Origin of the sequence: Streptomyces mangrovisoli (assembly GCF_000974985.2) — a bacterium.
Classification (GTDB): Bacteria; Actinomycetota; Actinomycetes; order Streptomycetales; family Streptomycetaceae; genus Streptomyces; species Streptomyces mangrovisoli.
The window spans coordinates 90,944-115,887 of sequence record NZ_LAVA02000021.1; the positions used below are offsets into that span (position 1 = coordinate 90,944).

General features: G+C 72.5%; 18 protein-coding genes. 9 read left to right on the forward strand and 9 right to left on the reverse strand.

Annotation, left to right across the window (positions count from 1 at the left end; genetic code table 11):
* Nucleotides 1-61: 61 nt before the first annotated feature.
* From WN71_RS11035 to WN71_RS11070, 8 genes are all read right to left on the reverse strand, one after another.
* Nucleotides 62-991, reverse strand: coding sequence for a S66 peptidase family protein (locus WN71_RS11035; RefSeq protein ID WP_107469621.1), 930 nt, complete (start codon nucleotides 989-991; stop codon nucleotides 62-64).
* The gene (locus tag WN71_RS11040) at nucleotides 988-2,943 is read right to left on the reverse strand and encodes a S9 family peptidase (RefSeq protein WP_046586429.1); all 1,956 of its coding nucleotides are present in this window, start codon (nucleotides 2,941-2,943) and stop codon (nucleotides 988-990) included. Before WN71_RS11040 ends, WN71_RS11035 begins: the two co-directional genes overlap by 4 nt.
* A gap of 18 nt (nucleotides 2,944-2,961) precedes the next feature.
* Nucleotides 2,962-4,266: a M20/M25/M40 family metallo-hydrolase gene (locus tag WN71_RS11045; protein WP_071369817.1), complete on the reverse strand. Its 1,305-nt coding sequence runs from the start codon at nucleotides 4,264-4,266 to the stop codon at nucleotides 2,962-2,964.
* A complete protein-coding gene (locus tag WN71_RS11050) occupies nucleotides 4,259-5,092 on the reverse strand; it encodes a M55 family metallopeptidase (protein ID WP_046582213.1) in 834 nt (277 codons plus the stop codon). The genes WN71_RS11045 and WN71_RS11050 overlap by 8 nt, the downstream gene beginning before the upstream one ends.
* Nucleotides 5,093-5,288: 196 nt before the next feature.
* Nucleotides 5,289-6,014, reverse strand: a complete 726-nt coding sequence (locus WN71_RS11055; protein WP_046582211.1) for a class I SAM-dependent methyltransferase — start codon at nucleotides 6,012-6,014, stop codon at nucleotides 5,289-5,291.
* A 197-nt stretch (nucleotides 6,015-6,211) separates the two neighbouring features.
* On the reverse strand, nucleotides 6,212-8,686 hold the full coding sequence (locus WN71_RS11060; protein ID WP_046582209.1) for an ATP-binding SpoIIE family protein phosphatase: 2,475 nt from the start codon (nucleotides 8,684-8,686) through the stop codon (nucleotides 6,212-6,214).
* A 210-nt stretch (nucleotides 8,687-8,896) separates the two neighbouring features.
* The gene (locus WN71_RS11065) at nucleotides 8,897-11,299 is read right to left on the reverse strand and encodes an MFS transporter (RefSeq protein WP_046582207.1); all 2,403 of its coding nucleotides are present in this window, start codon (nucleotides 11,297-11,299) and stop codon (nucleotides 8,897-8,899) included.
* A 259-nt stretch (nucleotides 11,300-11,558) separates the two neighbouring features.
* Entirely contained in the window at nucleotides 11,559-12,002 is a 444-nt protein-coding gene (locus WN71_RS11070) for an SRPBCC family protein (RefSeq protein WP_046582204.1), read from the reverse strand.
* A gap of 178 nt (nucleotides 12,003-12,180) precedes the next feature.
* Between WN71_RS11070 and WN71_RS11075 the strand changes: the two genes are divergently transcribed.
* From WN71_RS11075 to WN71_RS11085, 3 genes are all read left to right on the forward strand, one after another.
* Complete coding sequence (locus WN71_RS11075; RefSeq protein WP_046582202.1) at nucleotides 12,181-13,257, forward strand: Rv2578c family radical SAM protein; 1,077 nt, start codon at nucleotides 12,181-12,183, stop codon at nucleotides 13,255-13,257.
* Nucleotides 13,258-13,405: 148 nt separating this feature from the next.
* Nucleotides 13,406-14,989 (forward strand): alpha/beta hydrolase, encoded by a 1,584-nt coding sequence (locus WN71_RS11080; protein WP_046582200.1) that lies wholly within the window; start codon nucleotides 13,406-13,408, stop codon nucleotides 14,987-14,989.
* 190 nt (nucleotides 14,990-15,179) lie between these two features.
* Complete coding sequence (locus WN71_RS11085) at nucleotides 15,180-15,689, forward strand: GNAT family N-acetyltransferase (protein WP_046582309.1); 510 nt, start codon at nucleotides 15,180-15,182, stop codon at nucleotides 15,687-15,689.
* A gap of 21 nt (nucleotides 15,690-15,710) precedes the next feature.
* Here WN71_RS11085 and WN71_RS11090 read toward each other — a convergent pair whose 3' ends face one another.
* Nucleotides 15,711-16,286 (reverse strand): adenylosuccinate lyase, encoded by a 576-nt coding sequence (locus WN71_RS11090; protein ID WP_046582198.1) that lies wholly within the window; start codon nucleotides 16,284-16,286, stop codon nucleotides 15,711-15,713.
* Between the two features lie 406 nt (nucleotides 16,287-16,692).
* On the opposite strand from WN71_RS11090, the gene WN71_RS11095 reads away from it, so the two are divergent.
* From WN71_RS11095 to WN71_RS11120, 6 genes are all read left to right on the forward strand, one after another.
* Nucleotides 16,693-18,498: a 3-hydroxyacyl-CoA dehydrogenase family protein gene (locus tag WN71_RS11095; RefSeq protein ID WP_046582196.1), complete on the forward strand. Its 1,806-nt coding sequence runs from the start codon at nucleotides 16,693-16,695 to the stop codon at nucleotides 18,496-18,498.
* 157 nt (nucleotides 18,499-18,655) lie between these two features.
* The gene (locus tag WN71_RS11100) at nucleotides 18,656-19,471 is read left to right on the forward strand and encodes a TetR family transcriptional regulator (protein WP_046582308.1); all 816 of its coding nucleotides are present in this window, start codon (nucleotides 18,656-18,658) and stop codon (nucleotides 19,469-19,471) included.
* Nucleotides 19,472-20,017: 546 nt separating this feature from the next.
* Complete coding sequence (gene ccrA / locus WN71_RS11105; RefSeq protein WP_046582195.1) at nucleotides 20,018-21,361, forward strand: crotonyl-CoA carboxylase/reductase; 1,344 nt, start codon at nucleotides 20,018-20,020, stop codon at nucleotides 21,359-21,361.
* A gap of 114 nt (nucleotides 21,362-21,475) precedes the next feature.
* Nucleotides 21,476-23,470: a protein meaA gene (locus WN71_RS11110; protein WP_046582194.1), complete on the forward strand. Its 1,995-nt coding sequence runs from the start codon at nucleotides 21,476-21,478 to the stop codon at nucleotides 23,468-23,470.
* Nucleotides 23,467-24,426: an HpcH/HpaI aldolase/citrate lyase family protein gene (locus WN71_RS11115; protein WP_046582193.1), complete on the forward strand. Its 960-nt coding sequence runs from the start codon at nucleotides 23,467-23,469 to the stop codon at nucleotides 24,424-24,426. Before WN71_RS11110 ends, WN71_RS11115 begins: the two co-directional genes overlap by 4 nt.
* A gap of 5 nt (nucleotides 24,427-24,431) precedes the next feature.
* Nucleotides 24,432-24,944 carry a MaoC family dehydratase gene (locus WN71_RS11120; protein ID WP_046582191.1) on the forward strand — a complete coding sequence of 171 codons (513 nt, stop codon included), beginning with the start codon at nucleotides 24,432-24,434 and terminating at the stop codon, nucleotides 24,942-24,944.

The window sequence follows — 24,944 nt, forward strand, 5'->3', positions numbered from 1 at the left end:
CCGGGAGGCCGGGCCGCCGTCCCGCAAAGCGCGCCCGCCCGCCACCGCGGCGCCCGCGGGCTCAGCTCAGCGCCGGCTCCGTCAGCGTCAACCGGCCGCTCTCCGCGTCCAGTTCGGCGCCCACCCCCAGCGGCAGCGTCAACGCGTCCGGGCAGTGTCCGAAGCCGAACTCCTCGACGACGGGCACCCCGAGGGCGCCGAGCCGGTCGGCGAGCAGGGGGCGCAGCCGCTCGTAGGGGCCGCAGCGGTCCCAGGAGCCGAGGGCGATGCCCGCGACCCCGTCGAGCCATCCCGAGCGCAGCAGTTGGGTCAGCATCCGGTCGATGCGGTACGGCTGTTCGCCGACGTCCTCCAGCATCAGCAGCCCGCCGCGGGCGGGGCGGCCGGCGTGCGGGGTGCCGAGGTCGGAGCCGATCAGGCTGAGGCAGCCGCCGAGCGTGACGCCCCGGGCCCGCCCGGGCACCAGCGCGCGGCCGCCGGGGGCGGCGTGGATCACCCGCACGGACTCCGGGTCGAAAAGGGTGGCCCGCAGATGCTCCCGCGCCCGCTCGCTCTTGACGAAGTCGACGCCCGCGGCGGCCGGGCCGTACAGCGTGACCAGGCCGAGGCGGGTGGCGATGGCGGTGTGCAGGACGGTGACGTCGCTGAAGCCGACGAACACCTTCGGCCCGGCCGCGCGCATCGCCGTCCAGTCGAGCAGGTCGACCATGCGCTGGGCGCCGTAGCCGCCGCGGGCGCACAGCACCGCGTCGACGGCCGGATCGCACCAGGCGTTCTGGAGGTCGGCGGCGCGGTCCGCGTCGTGGCCCGCGAGATAGCCGAACTCGGGGTGCGTGGCGAGCACATGGGGCGCGACGACCGGGTCGAGGTCCCAGCCGCGCAGGATGTCGAGCCCGGCCTGGAGCCGGTCCTCGGCGACCGGTCCCGCGGGCGCGACGATCGCGACGCGGGCGCCGGGGGCGAGACGGGCGGGCCGGACCAGGGGGTTCACGGTGTCAGCTCCAGGGTCGGGACATCAGGCGATTCGATCCCGAACACCTGCGCGTACAGGGAGAGTTCGGCCTCCAGCGCGCGGACCATGGTGTCGGCGCGGCGGAAGCCGTGGCCCTCGCCCGCGAAGGCGAGGTAGGCGTGCGGCACCCGGCGTCCCACGAGCCGGGCGAGGAAACGTTCGCTCTGGGCGGGCGGGCAGATGACGTCGTCGAGGCCCTGGAGCAGCAGGAAGGGCGCGGTGATCCGGTCGGCGTGCTCGACCGGGGAGCGCCCGGCGTACCGGCCGGGCACCTCGTCGAGGGGTCCGACCAGGGACTCCAAATAGCGGGACTCGAAGTCGTGGGTCTCGCCGGAGGCGAAGGCGACGAGGTCGAGGACGGGGTAGATGATCGTGCCGCAGGCGTAGACGTCGGTCGTGGTGAGGGAGGCGGCGGCGGTCCAGCCGCCCGCGCTGCCGCCGCGCACGGCGAGCCGCGCCGGGTCGGCGGTGCCCTCCTCGGCGAGGGCGAGGGCGACGGCCGCGCAGTCCTCGACGTCGACGACGCCCCACTGCTCGCGCAGTTGGTTGCGGTAGGCGCGGCCGTATCCCGTGGAGCCGCCGTAGTTGACCTCGGCGACGCCGATGCCGCGGGAGGTGAAGTAGGCGATCTCCAGGTCGAGGACGAGCGGGGAGCGGCTGGTGGGGCCGCCGTGCGCCCAGAGGACGTACGGCGGCAGCTCGCCGCCGGGCGCCGCGCAGCCGGGGTGGTGCGGCGGGTAGACGTGCGCGTGGATCTCGCGGCCGGCGGGGCCGGTGAAGACGCGGATCTGCGGTTCGGGGTAGTGGGCGGGATCGACCGGGTCGTCGTGCGGGGCGCCGACCACCCGGGTCCGGCCGGTCCGGGAGTCCAGTTCGACGACCTCGTACGCGCTGCGCGGGCTGGCGCCGACCCCGACGATCCGCTCGCCGCGCACCGCGAGGGTGGCGGCGAACTCGGTCCAGGGGCCGGCCGCGTCGACGACCTCGCCGGTCTCCGGGTCGAGGATGCCGAGGGCGGTGGCGCCGCGGCCGTGGACGACGGCGATCAGCCCGCTGTCCAGGGGCGCGAACCAGCGTTGGCCGAGCTTCCACAGCGGTCCGCCGAACTCCTCCTCGCGGGGGCAGAGCGGGGTGCCGTCGCGGTAGAGGTTCCACCAGCCGCTGCGGTCGCTCGCGTACAGCAGCCGGCCGTCGGCGGACCACTCGGCCTGCGCGACGGACTCCTCGGGGCCGCCCGCGACGGTCCGCGGCTCGCCCAGCACCCCGCCCTCGGTGACGTCCGCGACCAGCAGTTCGGTGCCGTCCCACGGCATCCGCGGGTGGTCCCAGGCCAGCCAGGCGGCCCGCCGCCCGTCCGGCGTGAGCCGCGGCCCGGTGACGAACCGGTGCCGTGCGGGCGCGAGTTCGCGCAGGGCGGCGCGGTCGTCGTGTGCGCTGCCGTCCAGCGGTACGGCGACCAGCGTGCGGCGTACGTCCGTCGGGGCGTCACCGGTGAACTCCTCCAGGACGCACCAGACTTCGTCCCGGTCGGGCAGCACGGCGAGGTCGGCGAAGCGCAGTCCGCCGCCGACCGGGGACAGCGGGGTGAGCGGCCGGGGTTCACCGCCCGGCTCGTACCGGTACAGCCGCTGGTCGGCGAAGTGCGCGAAGACCACGAGGGGTTCGGCCCCGGGCCGGGCCACGCCGGTCCAGGGCGTGCCGCCGTACTCGATGACGCGGCTGCGCACGTTCCACGGTGCGGGGAGGACGGACTGCTCGGTGCCGTCGGGCAGCAGGCGCACCAGGGTGCGCCGGCCGCCCTCGGCGGGCCGGGGCGCGGTCCACCAGACCTCGTCGCCGACGAAGCCCACGCTCTCGGGATGCCCGTCGTGCGCGGCGGCGAGCGCCGCGTCGATCGGCGAGGGCCACGCACCGTACGGCAGGGTCTGCACCTTGTCCCCCCAACTCGCCTAGGCGGTCCGCAGGAACCGGTCGAGGACGCGGACACCGAAGTGCAGCGCCTCGACCGGGACACGCTCGTCGACCCCGTGGAAGAGGGCCTGGTAGTCGAGGCCCTCGGGCAGCTTCAGCGGGGTGAAGCCGTAGCCGGTGATGCCGAGCCGGGAGAACTGCTTGGCGTCGGTGCCGCCGGACATGCAGTACGGCACCGTGACGCCCTCGGGCGCGAACTCCTCGACGGCGGCGCGCAGTCCGGCGTACGTGGCCGAGTCGACGGGTGCTTCGAGGGCGACCTCGTGGTGCTCGAACTCCCAGTGCACGTCGGGCCCGGTCAGCAGGTCCAGGGTGGCGCGGAACTCGTCCTCGCCGCCGGGCAGATACCGGCCGTCGACATATGCGACGGCCTCGCCGGGGATCACGTTGACCTTGTAACCGGCTTCCAGCATCGTCGGGTTGGCGCTGTTGCGGACGGTGGACTCGACCAGTTTGGCGGCCGGGCCGAGCTTCTGGAGGAGTTCGTCGACGTCGTCGAGGCCCGCGTCCAGGCCGTACAGCGCCGCGAGTTCGGTGAGGGCGGCGCCCACGGTGGCGGTGATCCGCAGGGGCCACTCGTGCTCGCCGATGCGGGTGATCGCGGCGGCGAGCCGGGTCACGGCGTTCTCGCGGTTGACCTTGGAGCCGTGTCCGGCGCGGCCGCGCGCGGTGAGCTTGAGCCAGGCGGTGCCGCGTTCCCCGGCGGCGATCGGGTAGATCTGCCGGCCGCCGCCGTCGTGGAAGGTGAACGCGCCGGACTCGCTGATGCCTTCGGTGCAGCCCTCGAAGAGGCCGGGGTGGCTGTCGGCGAGGAATCCGGAGCCGTCGACCGCGCTGGCCTCCTCGTCGGCGGTGAACGCGACGACGACGTCCCGGCGGGGCCGTACGCCGTCCCTGGCCCAGTCGCGGACGACGGCGAGGATCATCGCGTCCATGTTCTTCATGTCGACGGCGCCCCGGCCCCACACGACGCCGTCGCGGATCTCGCCGGAGAACGGGTGCACGGCCCAGTCCTCGGCCCGCGCGGGCACCACGTCCAGGTGCCCGTGGACGAGCAGCGCGTCGGCGCCGGGGTCGGTGCCCTCGATGCGGGCGACCACGTTGGTACGGCCCGGGGTGCGCTCCAGCAGGACGGGTTCGAGCCCGGCGCCCGCGAGTTGCTCGGCCGCGTACTCGGCGGCGGGCCGTTCGCGGCAGTCGCCGCCGCCGCGGTTGGTGGTGTCGATCCGGATCAGGTCGGAGGTGAACCGGACGACCTCGTCCAGTGCCTGCTCGTCAGCCATACTGCTCCTCCACGGCGGCGGACACGATCGTGGTGACCGCCTTGAAGCTGCGGATGCCCTCGTACATGGTGGCGCTGGTGTAGGCGACCCTGCGCTCCCCGGTCTGCTCGACGCCGGGCACGACCGTGGCGGCCATCGCCAGGTGCTCGGCGTCGAATTCGAGGGCGATGGTGAACGGGCCTCCGTCCACCGGTTCGTGACGGACCGCCAGACGTGTGGCGTCCTTGGCGGCGGCGCGGATGTCGGCGGCGGTGCGGGCCGGGGTGCGGCAGACGGCGGCGTAGCGGGAGACGTGGTCCTTGACGGCCACCTTCTGCGCCTTCGGCGCGTAGCCGAGGGCGTCCTCGCAGGCCACGTCGTCGCCGGTGACGAGGATGACGGGGACGCCGTACTCCGCGACGACGTGCGCGTTGAGCAGTCCCTCGCTGGCGCGCATGTCGTTCAGCCAGACGCCGGTGATGGAGTTGGCGAGGTAGGTGTGGGCGAGGACGCCCTCCATCCCGGCTCCCGCGTGGTAGCCGATGAACGCCACCCCGTCCACGTCGCCGTGCTGCACGCCCTCGACCATGGACAGCGTCTTGTGCCGTCCGGTCAGCATCTGCGCCCGCTCGTCGAGGTCCTCCAGGAGGAGGTTGCGCATCGTCCAGTGCGCCTCGTTGATCAGCACCTCGTCGGCGCCGCCGTCGTGGAAGCCGCGGACGGCGGCGTCGACGTCGGAGGTGAACATCGACCGGCAGCGCTCCCACTGCGGGGTCCCCGGCAGCACGTCGGCGGGCCAGGTCACCCCGGTGGCGCCCTCCATGTCGGCGCTGATCAGGATCTTCATGGTTCGCCACGTTACGCGGTGCGGGGAGATGCGGCTACGAAGCACGGCACACCGGTTTCCCCGCCGGCGCGCACGACCCCAGGCCGTGCGCCCCCTCCGCGCGCCGGGCGCGCGCCCGGCGGCCCGGCGGATTGCGTCCGGTGGGCCGCCGGATGGGTCCGGTGGGCCGCCGGGTGCGTCCGGGGCCCCTCGCGGGCTATCCCGCGCGGCCCGCCACCAGCCACTGCGACGGCAGTTGGATGCGGGTGCCGTCGTCCGTGTACTCCGTGGTGAACAGGGGGAGCTCGCCGCGCGCGATGATCGTCAGACCGGCCGCGGTGAGGTGCTCCGGCACCGCGTCATCGGCCACCTCGGCGGGAGCGATGCCGTGGCGGAAGATCGGGGCGAGCTTGGCGGGCGGTCCCGCGGGGCCCTGCGCGAGGCCGCCGAGGATCGCGCCGGCGGCCTGGGACGGCTCGACCAGGAAGGCGCGGCCGCGCGCGCCGACGAGGGTGGCGAGTCCGTCGACGAGCGGCTGCCGGTCGTCGGGCTCGCACTGGTGCAGCACGCCGCGCATGTAGACGTTCGCGTCGCCGAGCTCCGCGTGCAGGGTCTCGGTCTCGGCCTTCTCGACCACGTCGAGCACCCGGTAGGCGGCCTGGCCCGCGGGGTCGGCGCGCCGGGCGTGCGCGAGCGCGCTGTCGGCGATGTCGGCGCCGAGGACCTGCGGGAAGCGCTCGGCGAGGAAGCGGGTCTGGGTGCCGTTGCCGCAGCCGAGGTCGATCATCGGCAGCTGGGGGTCGGTGAGGTGCGGCTCGAACAGGGCGAGGTGGCGGACGGCGGTCAGCGCGGGCTCCGCGTCCCAGAAGACGGCTCCCTGTTCGTCGGCGGCTTCGCGCCAGAACCCTTCCCACGCCTCGCGGTACCGACTCGTCACGCTCATACCCAACTCCCCAGGTGCGACGCCGCTCCGCCGTAGGTGACGGGCCAGTACGGTCTACCGCGACGGAGTCCGGCGCGACAAGCGCACGGCGCATTCCTTCACCGCGTATTCGAAGGACGTACGCCCCCTGCGGACCCGTGCGCCCAGGGGCACCTGGGGACCCCGGCCGGGGTGCGCCGCGGTGGCCCGCGGACCGGTCAGCGGCGCGGCAGCGTCAGTTCGAACCACACCGTCTTGCCGGCGGTGGTCCGGCTGGTGCCCCACTCCCGGGCCAGGGTGCTGACCACGCGGAGCCCGCGCCCGAACTCGGCGCCGGGTTCGGCGCTGAGCAGGGTGGGCAGCTCGTGGTCGTCGTCCTCGATCTCGCACAGCAGCGTCTCGCCGCGCACCAGGCGCAGTTCGACCGGGCGGCGGCGGGAGTGCCGTACGGCGTTGGTGACGAGCTCGCTGACCAGCAGCTCGGCGGTGTCGGCGAGCCGCGCGAGCCCCCACTCGTGCAGCTGCTCGCGGACCGCCGCGCGGGCCCGGCCGGCCTCGGCCGGTTCGAGGGCGAGCCGCCACTCGGCGACGTCGTCGGGCTCGATGCCGTTGAGCCGGGCCATCAGCAGGGCCACGTCGTCCTTGCGGCCGCCGCGGGTGTTGAGCGCGCGGATGATCGTGTCGCAGGCGTCGTCCATGGAGGCGGCCGGGTGCGCGGCGGACTCGCAGAGCGTGGCGAGGCCGACCCCGATGTCCTCGCCGCGCACCTCGACCAGGCCGTCGGTGCACATGACGAGCCGGTCGCCGGGCTCGACGCGCACGGTGACCGCCTCGAAGGGCACCCCGCCCACGCCGATCGGGGCGCCGGTGGGCAGCGCGAGCAGCTCGCTGCGGCCGCCCTCGGCGCGCACCAGGACGGGCGGGATGTGGCCCGCGTTGGCGATCAGCAGCTCGCCGGCGATCGGGTCGTAGACCGCGTACAGGCAGGTGGCGAGGTAGCTGTCGCCGAGCCGCTGGGCGAGGTCGTCGAGGTTGCGCAGCAGTTGGGCGGGCGGCAGGTCGAGCGCGGCCATGGTCTGCACGGCCGTGCGCAACTGTCCCATCATCGCGGCCGAGTTGAGGCCGTGGCCCATCACGTCGCCGACGACGAGGGCGGTGCGGGCGCCCGGCAGCTTCACCGAGTCGAACCAGTCGCCGCCGACCCGGCCGAGCAGGGTGCCCGGCAGGTAGCGGGTGGCGATGTCGCAGCCCGCCATGCGCGCGGGGATGTGCGGCAGCATGCTGTCCTGGAGCGTCTCGGCGACGGACTCCTGGTAGGTGTACATGCGCGCGTTGTCGAGCACCAGGCCCGCGCGGGCCGCGAGTTCGGCGCCGGTGACCCGGTCCATGTCGTTGAACTCGACGCGCTCGGGGTGGCGCAGCAGGATCATGAAGCCGAGCACGACGTTGCGCGCCTTCAGCGGCACGACCAGCATCGAACGGCCGGTGATCAGGGGCCGGATGTCGCGCTTTTCGAACTGCGCGGCGATCGCGTGGCCCATCTGCTCGCTGATCCGGGGCACCAGCACCGGCTGTCCGCTGGTCATGCACTGGAAGAACGGGGTGTGCGCCGGGAACGGCATGGCCTCGCCGACCGGCACCACGTCGTCCCAGCGGCCGGGTTCGTCGGTGTGCTCCAGGGCCACCCGGTGCCACATGGTCGTCGTGTCGGGCACGCCGTCCGGGAACCCCTCGCCCGCGACGACCTGTTCCCGCAGATAGGTGCCGGCGACGTCGGTGAAGCGGGGCACGACGGCGCGGCTGACCTCGACGATGGTGCGGGCGAGGTCGAGGGAGGTGCCGATGCGGCCGCTCACCTCGTTGAGGAACTCCAGGCGTTCGCGTACGGCGGCGTACTCGAGGTCGTCGGCGTCGTCGTCCCCGCCGTCCCCGTCCCGCTCCGCGGCCACGGGCAGCCCGCGCGCCGCCGCGAGGGCGGCCCGCTGCCTGCGCTCCTTGCGCTCCAGGCGCCGGGCCACACCCCAGTCGGGGGTGACGGGCACCCGGTCGTTCTGACTGAACTCCAGTACGGGATAGCCCAGTTCGAGGATCTGCGCGACGATCCGGGAGCCCTCGTCGACACTCATGCTGGGCAGGATCTCGGGCAGCCGGCGGGCGAGTTCCTCGGCGCCGGGGAAGTCGGTGTGCAGCGCGAAGCCGGGCGCGATCCGCTCGAACGCGACGTCCGGGCCCGGCGCTTCGGGGTGCAGGGCGGCCGCGTCGGCGGCGAGCACGAGCAGCCGTTCGGTGCCGGGGCCCACCAGCGGGTACGCCCACCACAGCACGTCGAGGCGGTCCTGCTCGGGCACGGTCAGCCGGGCGCGGCCGGCCGCCGGGTAGGACAGCCCGCCGTCCAGGGACGACTCCAGGTCGGGGCCGAGGCCGTCGTAGGCCGTGTAGCCGCCGTACGGCGTGGTCTCGTCGCGGTCGGGAAGGGCGCCGGAGACGGGCAGCAGGTCGGCGACGGGCTGGCCGATCGCCTGCTCCTTGGCGCTGCCGAACAGCCGGCGTGCGCCCCTGCTCCAGTGGGAGACGAGTCCGTCACGGTCGACCACGACGACGGCCAGGGGGATGCGCCCGGACGCGGCGCCGCCGTCCGGCGCGCCGTCCCCGGCGCGGCCGGGCACTGCGTCCCGTTCGGTGCCATGGTCCATGACCCGGGCCCTCTCTCCCCACGGCTCGCCAAGATCTGTCCAGCCTTCACTACCGTACGGCGACCGCCGGTTGCGATGTGTGGCAATTCTGGAATTGGTTCCAGTCGTTCGCGCCCGCGGTCTTCGGCCACCGGCCGGTCCGTGCGACCGGCCGGTGGAGAGCCGAAGCGCCGGTCGGGCCGCCGAGCGGAGCCGCAGCAGTCATCGCTGTCAGTCCTCGTGGCCGAGTTGCAGGTCCCGTTCGGTGCGGCCGCCGCCCCCGAGCTGGAGCACCGTGGCGACCGGCGGGTATCCCGCGGCGATGACCGTGTACTCGCCGGAGGACAGGTCGACGAACCGGAAGACGCCGTCCGCGCCCGTGGTGAGGGAGTCCACGACATTGCCCGCCGCGTCGAGCAGGGTGACCCGGGCGTCCTCCACGGGGCGGCCCCCGGCGGCCCGCACGGTGCCGCGCAGCACGGCCCCGCCCGCGAGCTCGACGTCCTGCCGGGTCTCGCGGGCGGCCTGCACGCCGACCGGCACGGCGGCGGGCCGGAACGCGGGGGCGCTCGCGGCGAGCGTGTACTCGCCCGCCACCAGCTCGGTGATGAGATATCCGCCCTCGTCGCCGGTGCGGGTGGTCGCGACGACCTCGCCGTGCGCGTCGGTGAGGGTGACGGCGGCCTCCCGCACGGGCGCGCCGTCGGCGGTGAGCACGCTGCCCGCGAGGCGCCCGGCGCCGCCGAGGACCAGGTCGAGTTCGACGGGCCGCTCCCCGACGGTCACGGAGACCGCCTGCGGCTGGTGGCCGCCGGCCGCGGCGATGAGGACGTACGCCCCCGGTCCGGGCGTGGACAGCGTGTACCGCCCGTCCTCGCCGGTCGCGCCGCGCCCGATCTGCTGCCCGGCGACGTCGATGAGGGTGAGCGCCGCGCGCGGGACCACGGTCCCGTCCGGGTGCTGCACCGCGCCGCGGACCGCCGCCCCCGGGGTGAACGGCGCGCGGGAGCGCGGCAGCGGGTCGTACGACGGCGCGGAGTCGGCGGCGGTCAGCGGACTGTCGGGGGATGCGGCGCTGGTCAACAGGGGTGTCTCCTTGAGGAAGCAGGCGATGAGCAGGCCGAGGGCGAGCACCGGGACCAGGTAGAGGAAGATCCGGGGCATCGCGTCGGCGTACGCGCGGATGTAGGCGTCGCGCAGGGCCGCCGGCAGGGCGTGCACGAGCTGCGGGGTGAGCGACTCGGCGTCGGGCAGCCGGGCTCCGGCGCGCGCGGGCAGTTCGCGGCGCAGGGCGGTGGCGAGCCGGTCGGCGAAGAGGGTGCCGAAGACGGCGGCGCCGACGCTGCCGCCGATCTGCCGGAAGTAGTTGTTGGCGCTGGTGGCGGTGCCGAGGTCGGCGGGGCGCACGGAGTTCTGCACGGCGAGCACCAGCACGGGCATCACCATGCCGATCCCGGCGCCGAGGACGGCCATCCAGAGGCTGTAGTGCAGCCGGGGCGTGTCCGTCTCCAGCCGGGACAGCAGCCACATGCCGACGGCGGACAGCGCGCCGCCGAGGACGGGGAACACCTTGTAGCGGCCGGTGCGGGAGATCAGCTGGCCGGAGACGATCGACGCGACGACGATCCCGGCCATCATCGGCAGCATCAGCAGCCCGGACGCGGTGGCCGAGGCGCCGTCGACCATCTGGAGGAAGGTCGGCAGATAACTGGCCGCGCCGAACAGGGCCATGCCGATCACGAGGCCCACGAGCGCGGTGACGACGAAGACCGGGTTCCTGAACAGCCTCAGCGGGATGAGGGGTTCGGCGGCGAAGCGCTCGGCGACGAGGAAGAGCGCCGCGGCGGCGACCGCGCCCGCGCCCAGCCCGAGGACGACGCGGGAGCCCCACGCGTACTCCGTGCCGCCCCAACTGGTCAGCAGGACCAGGCAGGTGGAGGCGGCGGCGAGCAGCAGCGCGCCGAGCACGTCGAGGCGGCCCCGGGTGGCCGGCCGGGGCAGCTTCAGCACGACCGTGACGACGGCGAGGGTGAGCAGACCGAAGGGCACGTTGACGTAGAAGCACCAACGCCAGGAGAGGTGGTCGGTGAAGTAGCCGCCGAGCAGCGGTCCGGCGACCGAGGCGAGGCCGAAGGCGGCGCCGATCAGGCCCATGAAGCGGCCGCGCTGCCGGGGCGGCACGATGTCCGCGATGATCGCCTGGACACCGATCATCAGGCCGCCCGCGCCGACGCCCTGCACGGCGCGGAAGGCGATCAACTGGTCCATGCTCCGCGCGCGGCCGGCCAGCGCGGAGCCGATGACGAAGACGACGATCGCGAACTGGAAGACGCCCTTGCGGCCGACGAGATCGCCGAGTTTGCCGTAGACGGGCAGGCCGATGGTGGAGGTCAGCAGATAGGCGGTGATCGCCCAGGACATCCGGTCCAGGCCGTGCAGTTCACCGACGATGCGGGGCAGCGCGGTGGCGACGATCATCTGGTCCAGCGCGGCGATCAGCAGCGCGAGCATCAGCCCGACGAAGACCAGCCGGACCTGGCGCGGGGTGAGCGGGGCCGCCGGCGCGGGCCCCGGTTCGGGGGCCCAGGGCGCCTCGGCCGCCGGTTCGTCCTGCACCAGAGTCGTTGCGCCCACCGGTCCGTTCCCCTCGCCGCGCTGCCTCGTCGTTGTCACCGGGGGTGACAACTGCGGGCAAGTGCGGCGAGTTACGGCGGAACGGCATCGCGGGCGATGATCCACCCGATCCGGTGAGCGAGGTCAACGTCTTTCCGGCGTACGGCCTTTGGGGGCGACGCCGGGTGTCGTGGCTCCGGCACCCGTGCCGGGCGGCCGCCCCCGCTCCGCCCCGGCGACGGGCGAAGGCTACTTCTCTCCGCCCCGGCCCGGGCGAAGGCTACTTCTCCACCTCGGCGGCGAGGCGCTCGAGCACGGCGTCGTAGATCCGGCCGAGGCCCTTGGGCGCGAAGGTCCGCTCGAAGAAGCCGCCGACGCCGCCCGCGCCCTGCCAGGTGGTGGTGACGACGACCCGGGAGCCGCCCTCCCCGGCCGGGGTGACGCGCCAGGTGGTGACCATCGAGGAGTTGCGGTCCTTCTCGACCAGCTCGCCGTCGGAGGGCTCGGAGACCTCCAGGAGGCAGTCGCGGACCCGCTTGCTGGTGGCCTGGAGCTTCCAGTGGACGACGGTGCCCTCCCCGTCGCCGCCCTCGCGCACCTCGTACTCGCTGAAGTGCTCGGGCAGCAGCTTCTGCCGGGTGCCGCTGTAGTCGGCGAGGGCGTCGAACACCTTCTCCGCGTCCGCCGCGACGACCCGCTCCGTAGTGGCCTCGACCTGCGCCATCGGATTCCTCCCAGACCTTGTTCTCGAGTGGGGGCAAGCCAACCACCCGGGCCGCCACCCGCCCAAATCGGGGTGCCCGAAGCGATCGGATCCCGGCGCGCACCGCGATCGGAAACGAGCTCGCACGATCAAGGGAACATGTGTTCTATTCTGTGGGCAGTGCTACCGAGGAGGCGTCATGCGCTGGGAGAACCTCACAGTGGAGTCCGGCGGCCGGGACCCGGGTGACCACGGCCGGGTGCCGGACGCGGCGCTGTTCGGCGCGGTCGCGGTCACCAGCCGCACCATCGACACGCCCGAGTTCGCGGGGATCACCTTCCACGAGATCCGCGCGCGGTCGATCATCAACCGGGTGCCGGGTGCCTCGCGGATGCCCTTCGAGTGGACGGTGAACCCCTATCGCGGCTGCTCGCACGCCTGCGTGTACTGCTTCGCCCGCAAGACCCACAGCTATCTGGACCTGGACACCGGCCTCGGCTTCGACAACCAGATCGTGGTGAAGGTCAACGCGCCGGAGCTGCTGCGCCGCCAGCTCGGCTCGCCCCGCTGGACGGGCGAGCACATCGCGATGGGCACCAACGTCGACTGCTACCAGCGCGCGGAGGGCCGCTACCGGCTGATGCCCGGCATCCTGGCCGCGCTGCGCGACCACGCGAACCCGTTCTCGATCCTGACCAAGGGCACGCTGATCCTGCGCGACCTCGACCTGCTGACCGAGGCGGCCCGCGTCACCGATGTCGGCATCTCGGTGTCGGTGGGCTTCACCGACCCGGTGCTGTGGCGCTCGGTCGAGCCGGGCACGCCCGCGCCCGAGCGCCGGCTCGACGTCGTGCGCACCCTGGGCGAGCGCGGCATCGGGGTCGGCGTGCTGATGGCCCCGGTGATCCCCTTCCTCAGCGACCACCCGGCCCAGCTGCGGCAGACCGTGCGGGCGATCGCGGCGGCCGGGGCGACCTCGGTCACCCCGCTGGTGCTGCATCTGCGCCCCGGCGCCCGCGAGTGGTTCATGGCGTGGCTGGACCGGGAACACCCGCATCTGGTGCGCCGGTACGAGCGCCTGTACGCGGAGGGCGCCTACGCGCCGAAGTGGTACCAGCGCCGGATCACCCGTCAGGTGCACGAACTGGCGCAGGAGTACGGCATCGGGCCGAGCCACGCGGGCCCGCGCCGCCGGATCACGGAACCCGAAGCGCGTCCCGTGGACGACCCGGCCGGGCGCGCGGCGACCGACCCTGTTCAACTCACGCTGATCTGAGCGCGGTTCCGAGGGCGTTCGAGGGCATCTGACGGACCATATGGGTCAAATATCATCAGAACGGGTTCCTCGACGGGGACTTTCCGGGACGATGCGGCGAGGACCGTGACACGCGGTCCGAAACCCCTCCGTCCTGGGAGGACTTTCCATGAAGAAACGCGCAGCCGTGCTGTGCGGTGCCGCGGTCGTCGTGGCCGGTTCGTTCACGGCCGTGCCCGCCGACGCGAGTGTCCCGCACCCCGCGGCGGCCGCCGCCCCGGTGGCGAAACCGGTCTGGAAGAAGTGCGCCACCGCCGACTACCCGACGCTCCAGTGCGCCTCCGTGAAGGTGCCGCTCGACCACGCGCGCCCCGAGGGCACGCAGATCACGCTGGCCCTGTCCCGCGTCCCGCACACCGCGAAGACGTACCAGGGACCGCTGCTGGTCAACCCCGGCGGCCCCGGCGGCAGCGGCCTGACGCTCGCCGGATATGTGGCGTCCGCGCTGCCCAAGAGCGTGGCGGCGCAGTACGACGTCGTCGGATTCGACCCGCGCGGGGTCGGCAAGAGCAGGCCCGCCCTCGACTGCGAACCCGGCTACTTCAAACCGGTCCGCCCCGACACCGTCCCGTCCACGCCCGCGCTGGAGCGGGCCGGCCTGAAGCGCGCGCGGGGCTTCGCCGCCGCCTGCGGCACCAAGTACGCGAGCCTGCTGCCGTACATGGACACCATCAGCGCGGTCCAGGACATGGACTCCATCCGGCAGGCCCTGGGCGCCCGGCGGATCAACTACTTCGGCTACTCGTACGGCACCTACCTCGGCTCGGTGTACGCGCGGCTCTATCCGCAGCGGGTGCGCCGACTGGTGCTGGACTCGATCGTCGACCCGACCGGCGTCTGGTACGACGACAACATCGCGCAGGACTACGCGTTCAACGACCGCCACCGCGCCCTCATGGCGTGGATCGCGAAGTACGACGCGACGTACAAGCTCGGCACCGACCCGGAGAAGGTCGAGGCGAAGTGGTACGCCATGCGCGCGGCCCTCGCCAAGAAGCCGGCCGGCGGCAAGGTGGGCGCCTCGGAGCTGGAGGACACCTTCATCCCGGGCGGCTACTACAACGGCTACTGGCCCTATCTGGCCGAGGCGTTCGCGGAGTACGTCAACCACAAGCAGACCAAGGCGCTCGTCGACGCGTACGACAACTTCGCGGCGATCGACGCCTCCGGGGACAACGGCTACAGCATCTACACCTCGGTGCAGTGCCGTGACGCCTCCTGGCCGCGCGGCTGGGACAAGTGGCGCGACGACACCTGGGAGGTGTACGAGAAGGCGCCGTTCATGGCCTGGAGCAACGCCTGGTACAACGCGCCGTGCGCGTTCTGGCCGACGCGCGGGCTGCGGCCGGTGAACATCGCCAACGGCCAACTGCCGCCGGTGTTGCTGTTCCAGGCGACGAACGACGCGGCCACGCCCTACGAGGGCGGGGTGACCGTCCATCGTCTGCTGGCCGGCTCCAGCCTGGTGGTGGAGCAGGGCGGCGGCAACCACGGCATCACGCTGAGCGGCAACTCCTGCCTCGACGGCTACCTGTCGGCGTATCTCGCCACCGGCAAGGTGCCGCGCGGCCACGGCGAGGCCGACGCGGTCTGCCGGAAGTCACCCGACCCGAAGCCGCTCGCCGCGAACAAGGCGGCGGCCACGACGGCCCGCGGCTCGGCCCTGCACAGGCTGCTCGGCTTCCGCGGCTGAACGACCCGCGCCGCCCCCTGAACCGGGCGGCACGGACGGCGGCGCCCCCGGCAACCGGCCGGGGGCGCCGTCGTCGTCGTACTCCCGGTGGATCATGATGAGCCCCATGAGCGATCCGACGACGCCCGCCACGGACAGTCCCGCGACCCGCGGGGCGGCGCCCGCGGCGGCCGGACCCGTGATCCGCCCCATGACGCTCGCCGACTGCGACCGCGTCGCGGAGATCCGCGTCGCGGGCTGGCGCACGGCGTACCGGGGGCTGATGCCGCAGCCGTATCTCGACGGCCTCAGCGTCGCCCGGGACGCCGAGCGGCGCCGGGAGGTGTTCACACGGGACCGGACCGACGTGGTGAACCTGGTGGCCGAGCACGGCGGCGAGGTGGCCGGGTGGGCCGCGCACGGCCCCTACCGGGACGACGAGTCGGGGCTCACCGCGGACGCCGAGCTGTACACCCTCTACGTCGACCCGGCCCGCCAGGGGCGCGGCATCGGCCACGCCCTGCTCCAGGAGGTCCTGCGGCAGCGGGCCGGCCTGGGCCACGACCTGATCATGCTGTGGGTAGTAAAGGGGAACACCCCCGCCCGCCGCTTCTACGAGCGGGCGGGCTTCGCCGCCGACGGCGCCGAGGAACCCTTCGAGGCGGGCGGCGCGTCGGTGCCGGAGGTGCGCTACGTGCGACACCTGGGGCCCGGGGCCTGACCCCGGTCCTCCGCCGGGGTGTCACCGCTGACCGGGTATCAGCCCCAGCGCCCGTACCGCCGCCTCCGCGAGCGCGGGATGCGCGAGCGCCTCGTTCAGGACCGGTCGCGCGCGCGGGTCGCCGAGTGAGCCGAGCCCCTCGACGCAGGCCAGGGCCACCCGGCGGTACGGGTCGTGCGGGCGCAGCCGCCGCTGGAGCGTGGTGATCAGCGCGGGCACCGACTCGGGGGCGCGCAGGAGCACCAGCAGGCGCACGGGGTGCAGGGCGTACGCGACGCGCAGTTCGTTCGTGGCGAGGGCGGCGGCGGCGCGGGCCGTGCGCGGGTCGCCGAGGCGGGCCAGGGCGTGCGCGGCGGCGGCGCAGCGGGGCGGGTCGCGGTGGTTGAGCAGCAGGACGAGGGCCTCGAAGGCGCGCCGGTCGCCCGCCACGCCCAGCCGGTAGGCGGCCAGTTCGCGGGCCCACAGCGGCCGCCCGGGTTCGGTGAGGACCCGGGCCAGGCCGTCCGGGTCGTCCGTCGCCACGAGCCGTTCGTACGCCGCCGAGCCGCCGGCCTCCTGCCGTAAGCGCTCCGTGAGTGATCGCAACTCTTCGTCCATGAAGCCGAGCCTATGGGGGTGTCCGGAGCCTCGTGGGCTCCCTCCGAAACTCGGCGGGATCACTCGACTCGGGGGGCTGGCGCGCTCGTTACCGACGAGTTAAGCTCAGACGAGCGAGTAACCCACTCGCCACCCCCTTGCGGCGGCCTGGTGACGCAGCCGCCGCGAGTGCAGTCGGTTCGGTACACGAGTACCGCAGTACGACCCGGTCCCGGGACAGGGCCGGTCGGAAGAGCAGCCGTTCCCCGGGCGTGTGCGCGCCCCCACGACGGCACCGGGCGTGTGCGCGAGGTCCTGACGGGGCCTGGCAGCCCGGCAACACCCGCACTCCTTGGCACCCGGTGCGCCTTCGTCGGCGCACCCGGGCGCGTTTCCCAGTCGTCACCCTCATTCCTGGAGTCCCGCGATGGCCACTCCCCTGTCCGACCCTTCCCTGTCCCCGCTCGCCGTCGTCGCCGTCGTCGGCCTCGGCACGATGGGCACCGGCATCACCGAGGTGCTCGCCAAGGCGGGCCGCGAGGTCGTCGGCATCGACATCAGCGAGGCCGCCGCCGCCCAGGCCGTCGCCGCCCTGGAGTCCTCGACCGCCCGCGCCGTGGCGCGCGGCCGGCTCACCGAGGAGGAGCGCGCCGGTCTGCTGGCCCGCGTGCGCACCTCGACCGACCTGAGCGCCGCGGCCGACGCCGACCTCGTCATCGAGGTCGCCCCGGAGTCGTACGAGATCAAGCAGGAGATCTTCCGGGCGCTGGACGGCATCGTGCGGCCGGAGACGATCCTCGCGACCGGCACCAACGCCCTGTCGGTCACCCGGCTCGCGGCCGAGTCGGCCCGTCCCGAGCGCGTGCTCGGCCTGCACTTCTTCAACCCGGCGCCGGCCATGAAGCTGGTCGAGGTGGTGTCCTCGGTGCTGACCGCGCCGCAGGCGGTGGCGCGCGTCACCGACCTCGCGATCGAGCTGGGCAAGGAGCCGGTCGCGGTCGGCGACCGGCCCGGATTCGTCGCCGACGGGCTGCTGTTCGGCTACCTCAACCAGGCCGCCGCGATGTACGAGGCCCGCTACGCCTCCCGCGAGGACATCGACGCCGCGATGCGGCTCGGCTGCGGCCTGCCGATGGGCCCGCTGGCGCTGCTCGACCTGATCGGCGTCGACACGGCCCGTACGGTCCTGGAGGCCATGTACGCCGAGTCCCGCGACCGGCTGCACGCCCCCGCGCCGATCCTGAAGCAGCTCAGCGAGGCGGGTCTGACCGGCCGCAAGGCGGGCCGCGGCTTCTACAGCTACGCGGCCCCGGGCAGCGCCACGGTCGTCCCGGACGCGCTGACCCCGGCGGCCGACGGCGGGGCGGCCGCGGGGCGCGAGGTGCGCTCGGTGGGTGTCGCGGGCTCCGGCACCATGGCGTCGGGCATCGCCGAGGTGTTCGCGAAGGCCGGGTACGCCGTCGTGCTGGCCGCCCGCAGCGAGGAGAAGGCCGAGGCCGCCAAGGCCCGCATCGGCAAGTCCCTGGCCCGCTCGGTCGACCGGGGCCGGCTGACGGCCGAGGCCGCCGCCGCGACCCTGGACCGGATCACCGCGGCCGGCTCCTACGACGCCTTCGCCGACGTGGACCTGGCCGTCGAGGCGGTCGCCGAGGACCTGGAGGTCAAGCAGCAGCTGTTCGCGACCCTGGACAAGGTCTGCAAGCCCGGCGCGGTCCTCGCCACCACCACCTCCTCGCTGCCGGTGGTCGCCTGCGCCCGCGCCACCTCGCGCCCGCAGGACGTCATCGGGATGCACTTCTTCAACCCGGCGCCCGCGATGAAGCTGGTCGAGGTCGTCCGCACGGTGCTGACCGCCGAGGACGTGCACGCGACGGTCCGCGAGGTCTGCGCCCGGATCAAGAAGCACGCGGTGGACTGCGGCGACCGGGCCGGCTTCATCGTCAACGCGCTGCTGTTCCCGTACCTCAACAACGCGATCAAGATGGTCCAGGACCACTACGCGTCCCTGGACGACATCGACGCGGCGATGCGGCTCGGCGGCGGCTACCCGATGGGCCCGTTCGAGCTGCTGGACGTCGTCGGCCTCGACGTCTCCCTGGCCATCGAGAAGGTCCTGCACCGGGAGTTCCGCGACCCGGGCCTCGCCCCGGCGCCGCTGCTGGAGCACCTGGTGGCGGCGGGCTGCCTCGGCCGCAAGACGGGCCGCGGCTTCCGCGAATATGCCCGCCGCTGAGCGTCCGGGCGACTGGTTCGCCGGGCCCGCCGGGCCCGGCGGCGACGCGGACGACTGGGGCGGGCTGCTCGATCCCGCCGGCGGCCCCCCGCCCGTGATGGGCGGGGGATACCCCGGGCCTGCGCACCGAGCTGCGCACATGCAGTACGTTCGGGTCATGTCCCAGCCCGCCAAGTCCGCTCGTACACCTGCCACGCCCGACGCCCCGGAAAGTGCCGCGGGCAGTCGCGCCGCCGCCCAGCGGCTCAAGATGCGCCGGGAACTGGCGGCCGCCGCGATGGAACTCTTCGCGACGAAGGGGTACGAGGCGACCACCGTCGACGAGATCGCGGCCGCGGCCGGGGTCGCCCGCCGCACGTTCTTCCGCCACTTCCGCTCCAAGGAAGAGGCGATCTTCCCGGACCACGACGACACCCTGGTCCGTGCCGAGGCGGTGCTGAACGCGGCCCCCGCGCACGAGCACCCGCTCGACACGGTGTGCCGCGGCATCAAGGAGGTCATGCGGATGTACGCGGCCCGCCCGGAGATCTCCGTGGCCCGCTACAAGCTGACCCGCGAGGTGCCCACCCTGCGCGAGGCGGAGATCGCGTCAGTGGCCCGCTACGAGCGCCTCTTCACCCGGTATCTCCTCGGCCACTTCGACGAGCACGCGCACGACGACGACGCCAACGACGACCCGCTGCTGGCCGAGGTCGCCGCGTCGGCCGTGGTCACCGCCCACAACCACGTGCTGCGGCGCTGGCTGCGGGCCGGCGGCCAGGGCGACGTGGAGGCGCAGCTCGACCACGCCTTCGCGATCGTCCGCAAGACGTTCGGGACCGGCATCGGGGCGGGACGGGAGACCGCCCCGCGCACCCGCACCACCGCCGCGGGCCCGTCGGGGTCCGGCGAGGTCCTGGTCACCGTGACCCGGACCGACGCGCCGCTCGACGAGGTGATGCGCACGATCGAGCAGGCCCTCAAGGACCGCTGAGCCCCGCTCGGAAGCACCCGGAGCCCTGCGCCGGGAGCCCCCGGAGCCCCTTCTGAGCGTGTTCCGGACCACCCCGCCCCTGTGATGACGGCCACCCGCCCGGGTGGCCGTTTTGGCATGTCAGGGGCCTTTATCCGACGACTCTCCACCGCCGTTCGATCGATCATCGCTCATTTGTTACGTAAAGATTTCACTTGAGAGGAACTCCTGGCACTCAGTGCCTTGCCAGGTGACACGCGGTGTCATACGTTGAAGGAGTCCGGGCGGCCGGCGTGCAGAGATCTCTCGTACGTCGGCTGTCCCCGCAAGCCACGGTTTGCGCGCCCGGACGCCTGCGTCACAGGCACCCTCTCGCGCCACAAAGCGCTGCCGAAACAGCACCACCGCCGAACCGACGGCACACCGGAAAGCAACCGTCCCGGAAGCACCGAACACCGGACAGCACCCAGCACCGGAAGCAACCGGAAGCACCGGAAAAAACCCTCAGCAGCACCGACGCAACCCTCAGCGTCTCCCCTCAAGACGCCATTCGCCGGAGGCAACACCGTGACCGTGAAGGACATCCTGGACGCGATCCAGTCGCCGGAATCGACCCCGGCCGACTTCGCCGCTCTGCCGCTCCCCGAGTCGTACCGCGCGATCACCGTGCACAAGGACGAGACGGAGATGTTCGCGGGCATGCAGACCCGCGACAAGGACCCGCGCAAGTCGATCCACCTCGACGAGGTGCCGGTGCCCGAACTGGGCCCGGGTGAGGCCCTGGTGGCCGTGATGGCCTCCTCGGTCAACTACAACTCGGTGTGGACCTCGATCTTCGAACCGCTGTCCACCTTCGGGTTCCTGGAGCGCTACGGCAAGCTCTCCGAGCTGACCAGGCGCCACGACCTGCCGTACCACATCATCGGCTCCGACCTCGCGGGCGTCGTCCTGCGCACCGGCCCCGGCGTCAACGCCTGGAAGCCCGGTGACGAGGTCGTCGCGCACTGCCTGTCCGTCGAGCTGGAGTCCTCCGACGGCCACAACGACACGATGCTCGACCCCGAGCAGCGGATCTGGGGCTTCGAGACCAACTTCGGCGGCCTGGCAGAGCTCGCACTTGTCAAGTCCAACCAGCTCATGCCCAAGCCGCAGCACCTCAGCTGGGAGGAGGCAGCGGCTCCGGGTCTGGTCAACTCCACCGCCTACCGGCAGCTGGTCTCGCGCAACGGTGCCGGCATGAAGCAGGGCGACAACGTCCTGATCTGGGGCGCGAGCGGTGGACTGGGCTCCTACGCCACCCAGTTCGCCCTCGCGGGCGGCGCCAACCCGATCTGTGTGGTCTCCAGCCCGGAGAAGGCCGACATCTGCCGCGCGATGGGCGCGCGGAACGTCATCGACCGCAACGCCGAGGGCTACCGGTTCTGGAAGGACGAGCAGACCCAGGACCCGCGCGAGTGGAAGCGGTTCGGCAAGCGCATCCGTGAGCTGACCGGCGGCGAGGACATCGACATCGTCTTCGAGCACCCCGGCCGCGAGACGTTCGGCGCCTCGGTGTTCGTCACCCGCAAGGGCGGCACCATCACCACCTGCGCCTCCACCTCGGGCTACATGCACGAGTACGACAACCGCTACCTGTGGATGTCGCTGAAGCGGATCATCGGCTCGCACTTCGCGAACTACCGCGAGGCGTGGGAGGCCAACCGCCTGATCGCCAAGGGCAAGATCCACCCGACCCTCTCCAAGGTCTACTCCCTGGAAGACACCGGGCAGGCCGCCTACGACGTCCACCGCAACCTCCACCAGGGCAAGGTCGGCGTCCTGTGCCTCGCCCCCGAGGAGGGCCTCGGCGTCCGCAACCACGAACTGCGCGCCGAACACCTCGACGCCATCAACCGCTTCCGCAACATCTGAGGACATCCGAGGTCATCGATGACTGAGCGTCAACCAGCCCCGGGTCAGCGGGAGTCGGCGCCCGCGCAGCGGGATTCGGCGACCGCGCCGAGGGAGAAGGACCGGCCGTGGCTCATGCGGACCTATGCCGGTCACTCCACGGCCGAGGCGTCCAACGAGCTGTACCGGCGCAACCTCGCCAAGGGCCAGACCGGCCTGTCGGTGGCGTTCGACCTGCCGACGCAGACCGGCTACGACTCCGACCACATCCTCGCCCGCGGCGAGGTCGGCCGGGTCGGCGTGCCCGTCGCGCACCTCGGTGACATGCGCCGGCTGTTCCAGGACATCCCCCTGGAGCAGATGAACACCTCGATGACGATCAACGCCACCGCCATGTGGCTGCTGGCGCTCTACCAGGTCGTCGCCGAGGAACAGGGCGCCGACATCACCAAGCTCCAGGGCACCACCCAGAACGACATCGTCAAGGAGTACCTCTCGCGGGGCACCCACGTGTTCCCGCCCGGGCCCTCGCTCCGCCTGACGACGGACATGATCGCGTACACGGTCTCCCACATACCGAAGTGGAACCCGATCAACATCTGCAGCTACCACCTGCAGGAGGCCGGGGCCACGCCGGTGCAGGAGATCGCGTACGCGATGTCCACCGCCATCGCGGTGCTCGACGCCGTGCGCGACTCGGGACAGGTGCCCCAGGAGAAGTTCGGCGACGTCGTCGCGCGCATCTCGTTCTTCGTGAACGCGGGCGTCCGGTTCGTCGAGGAGATGTGCAAGATGCGGGCGTTCGGCCGCATCTGGGACAAGGTCACCCGCGAGCGCTACGGCATCGAGAACGCCAAGCAGCGCCGCTTCCGGTACGGCGTCCAGGTCAACTCCCTCGGTCTGACCGAGGCGCAGCCGGAGAACAACGTCCAGCGGATCGTGCTGGAGATGCTGGCCGTGACCCTCTCCAAGGACGCCCGCGCGCGGGCCGTGCAGCTGCCCGCCTGGAACGAGGCACTCGGCCTGCCGCGCCCCTGGGACCAGCAGTGGTCCCTGCGCATCCAGCAGGTCCTGGCACACGAGAGCGACCTGCTGGAGTACGAGGACATCTTCGCCGGCTCGCACGTGATCGAGGCGAAGGTCGCGGCCCTCGTCGAGGACTCCCTCACCGAGATCGACCGCATCCAGGAGATGGGCGGCGCGATGGCCGCCGTCGAGTCGGGCTACCTCAAGTCGCAGCTCGTCGCCTCGCACGCCGAGCGCCGGGCCCGCATCGAGTCCGGCCAGGAGAAGATCGTCGGCGTCAACATCTTCGAGACGACCGAGCCCAACCCGCTGACCGCGGACCTCGACACGGCCATCCAGACCGTGGACCCGGCCGTGGAGGCCCGCGTGATCGCCTCCCTCCAGCACTGGCGGGACACCCGCTACCAGCCGCCGTTCAACCACCCGCGCCCGTGCAAGGCGCTGGAGCGGCTGAAGGAGGCCGCCAAGGGCACCGCCAACCTGATGGAGGCGACCCTGGAGTGCGCCCGCGCCGGTGTGACGACCGGCGAGTGGTCCGGGGCGCTGCGCGAGGTGTTCGGCGAGTTCCGGGCGCCCACCGGGGTCTCCTCGGCGCCGGTGGCGGTCCCGGCGGCGGCCGGTTCGGCGATGGCCGAGGTCCGCGCCAGGGTCGACGCGACCGCCCGCGACATGGGCGTGGGCAAGCTGCGCTTCCTGGTCGGCAAGCCGGGCCTGGACGGGCACTCCAACGGCGCCGAGCAGATCGCCGTGCGCGCCCGCGACGCCGGCTTCGAGGTGGTCTACCAGGGCATCCGCCTGACGCCCGAGCAGATCGTGGACGCGGCCCTCGCCGAGGACGTGCACGCGGTCGGCCTGTCCATCCTCTCCGGCTCGCACGCCCAGTTGGTCCCGGACGTGCTGGAGCGGCTGCGCGAGGCGGGTGCGACCGATATCCCGGTGATCGCCGGTGGAATCATCCCGAACGGCGACGCCGAGCAGCTCAGGGCCGCGGGAGTGGCCGCGGTCTTCACCCCGAAGGACTTCGACATCACCGGGATCATCGGCCGTATCGTCGACGAGATCCGCACCGCCAACAAGCTCGACCCCCTGGAGGTCCCCGCATGACCGTCAACCGTCTCCGCCCGCGGCGCTCGTGTCTGGCCGTGCCGGGCTCGAACCCCCGCTTCCTGGAGAAGGCGCAGGGTCTCCCGGCCGACCAGGTCTTCCTCGACCTGGAGGACGCGTGCGCGCCGCTCGCCAAGCCCGAGGCGCGGCACACCATCGTCAAGTTCCTCAACGAGGGCGACTGGACGGGCAAGACGCGGGTCGTGCGCGTCAACGACTGGACCACCGAGTGGACGTACCGCGACGTGGTGACCGTGGTCGAGGGCGCGGGCCAGAACCTCGACTGCATCATGCTGCCGAAGGTGCAGACGGCCGAGCAGGTCGTCGCGCTGGACCTGCTGCTCACGCAGATCGAGAAGACGATGGGCTTCGAGGTCGGCAAGATCGGCATCGAGGCGCAGATCGAGAACGCGCAGGGCCTCAACAACGTCAACGCGATCGCGCAGGCCTCCCCGCGCGTCGAGACGATCATCTTCGGCCCGGCCGACTTCATGGCGTCCATCAACATGAAGTCGCTCGTCGTGGGCGAGCAGCCGCCCGGCTACCCTGCGGACGCCTACCACTACATCCTGATGAAGATCCTGATGGCCGCCCGCGCCAACAACCTCCAGGCGATCGACGGCCCCTACCTGCAGATCCGCAACGTCGAGGGCTATCGCGAGGTCGCGCGGCGCGCCGCCGCGCTCGGCTTCGACGGCAAGTGGGTACTGCACCCGGGCCAGGTCGAGGCGTCCAACGAGATCTTCTCGCCGTCGCAGGAGGACTACGACCACGCCGAGCTGATCCTGGACGCGTACGACTACTACACGTCCGAGGCGGGCGGCAAGAAGGGCTCGGCGATGCTCGGCGACGAGATGATCGACGAGGCCAGCCGCAAGATGGCGCTGGTCGTCTCCGGCAAGGGCCGCGCCGCCGGCCTGCAGCGCACGTCCAAGTTCGAGATCCCGGAGGCCTGAGCGCGATGCAGTTCGGACGCACCTACGAGGAGTTCGAGGTCGGCGCGGTCTACAAGCACTGGCCCGGCAAGACGGTCACCGAGTACGACGACCACCTCTTCTGCCTCCTCACGATGAACCACCACCCGCTCCACATGGACACCAACTACGCGGAGCAGACGACCGACTTCGGCAAGAACGTCGTCGTGGGCAACTACATCTACTCGCTGCTGCTCGGCATGTCCGTGCCGGACGTCTCCGGCAAGGCGATCGCCAACCTGGAGATCGAGTCGCTGAAGCACGTGGCGCCGACCTTCCACGGCGACACGATCTACGGCGAGACGACCGTGCTCGACAAGTGGCCCTCGAAGTCGAAGAACGACCGCGGGATCGTGCACGTGGAGACCAAGGGCTACAAGCAGGACGGCACGCTGGTGTGCGTGTTCCGCCGCAAGGTGATGGTGCCGACCGAGACGTACATCAAGGAGCGCGGCGGCGAGCAGCCGGGCCGTCCCGAACTGAAGCAGCAGGAGAAGTAG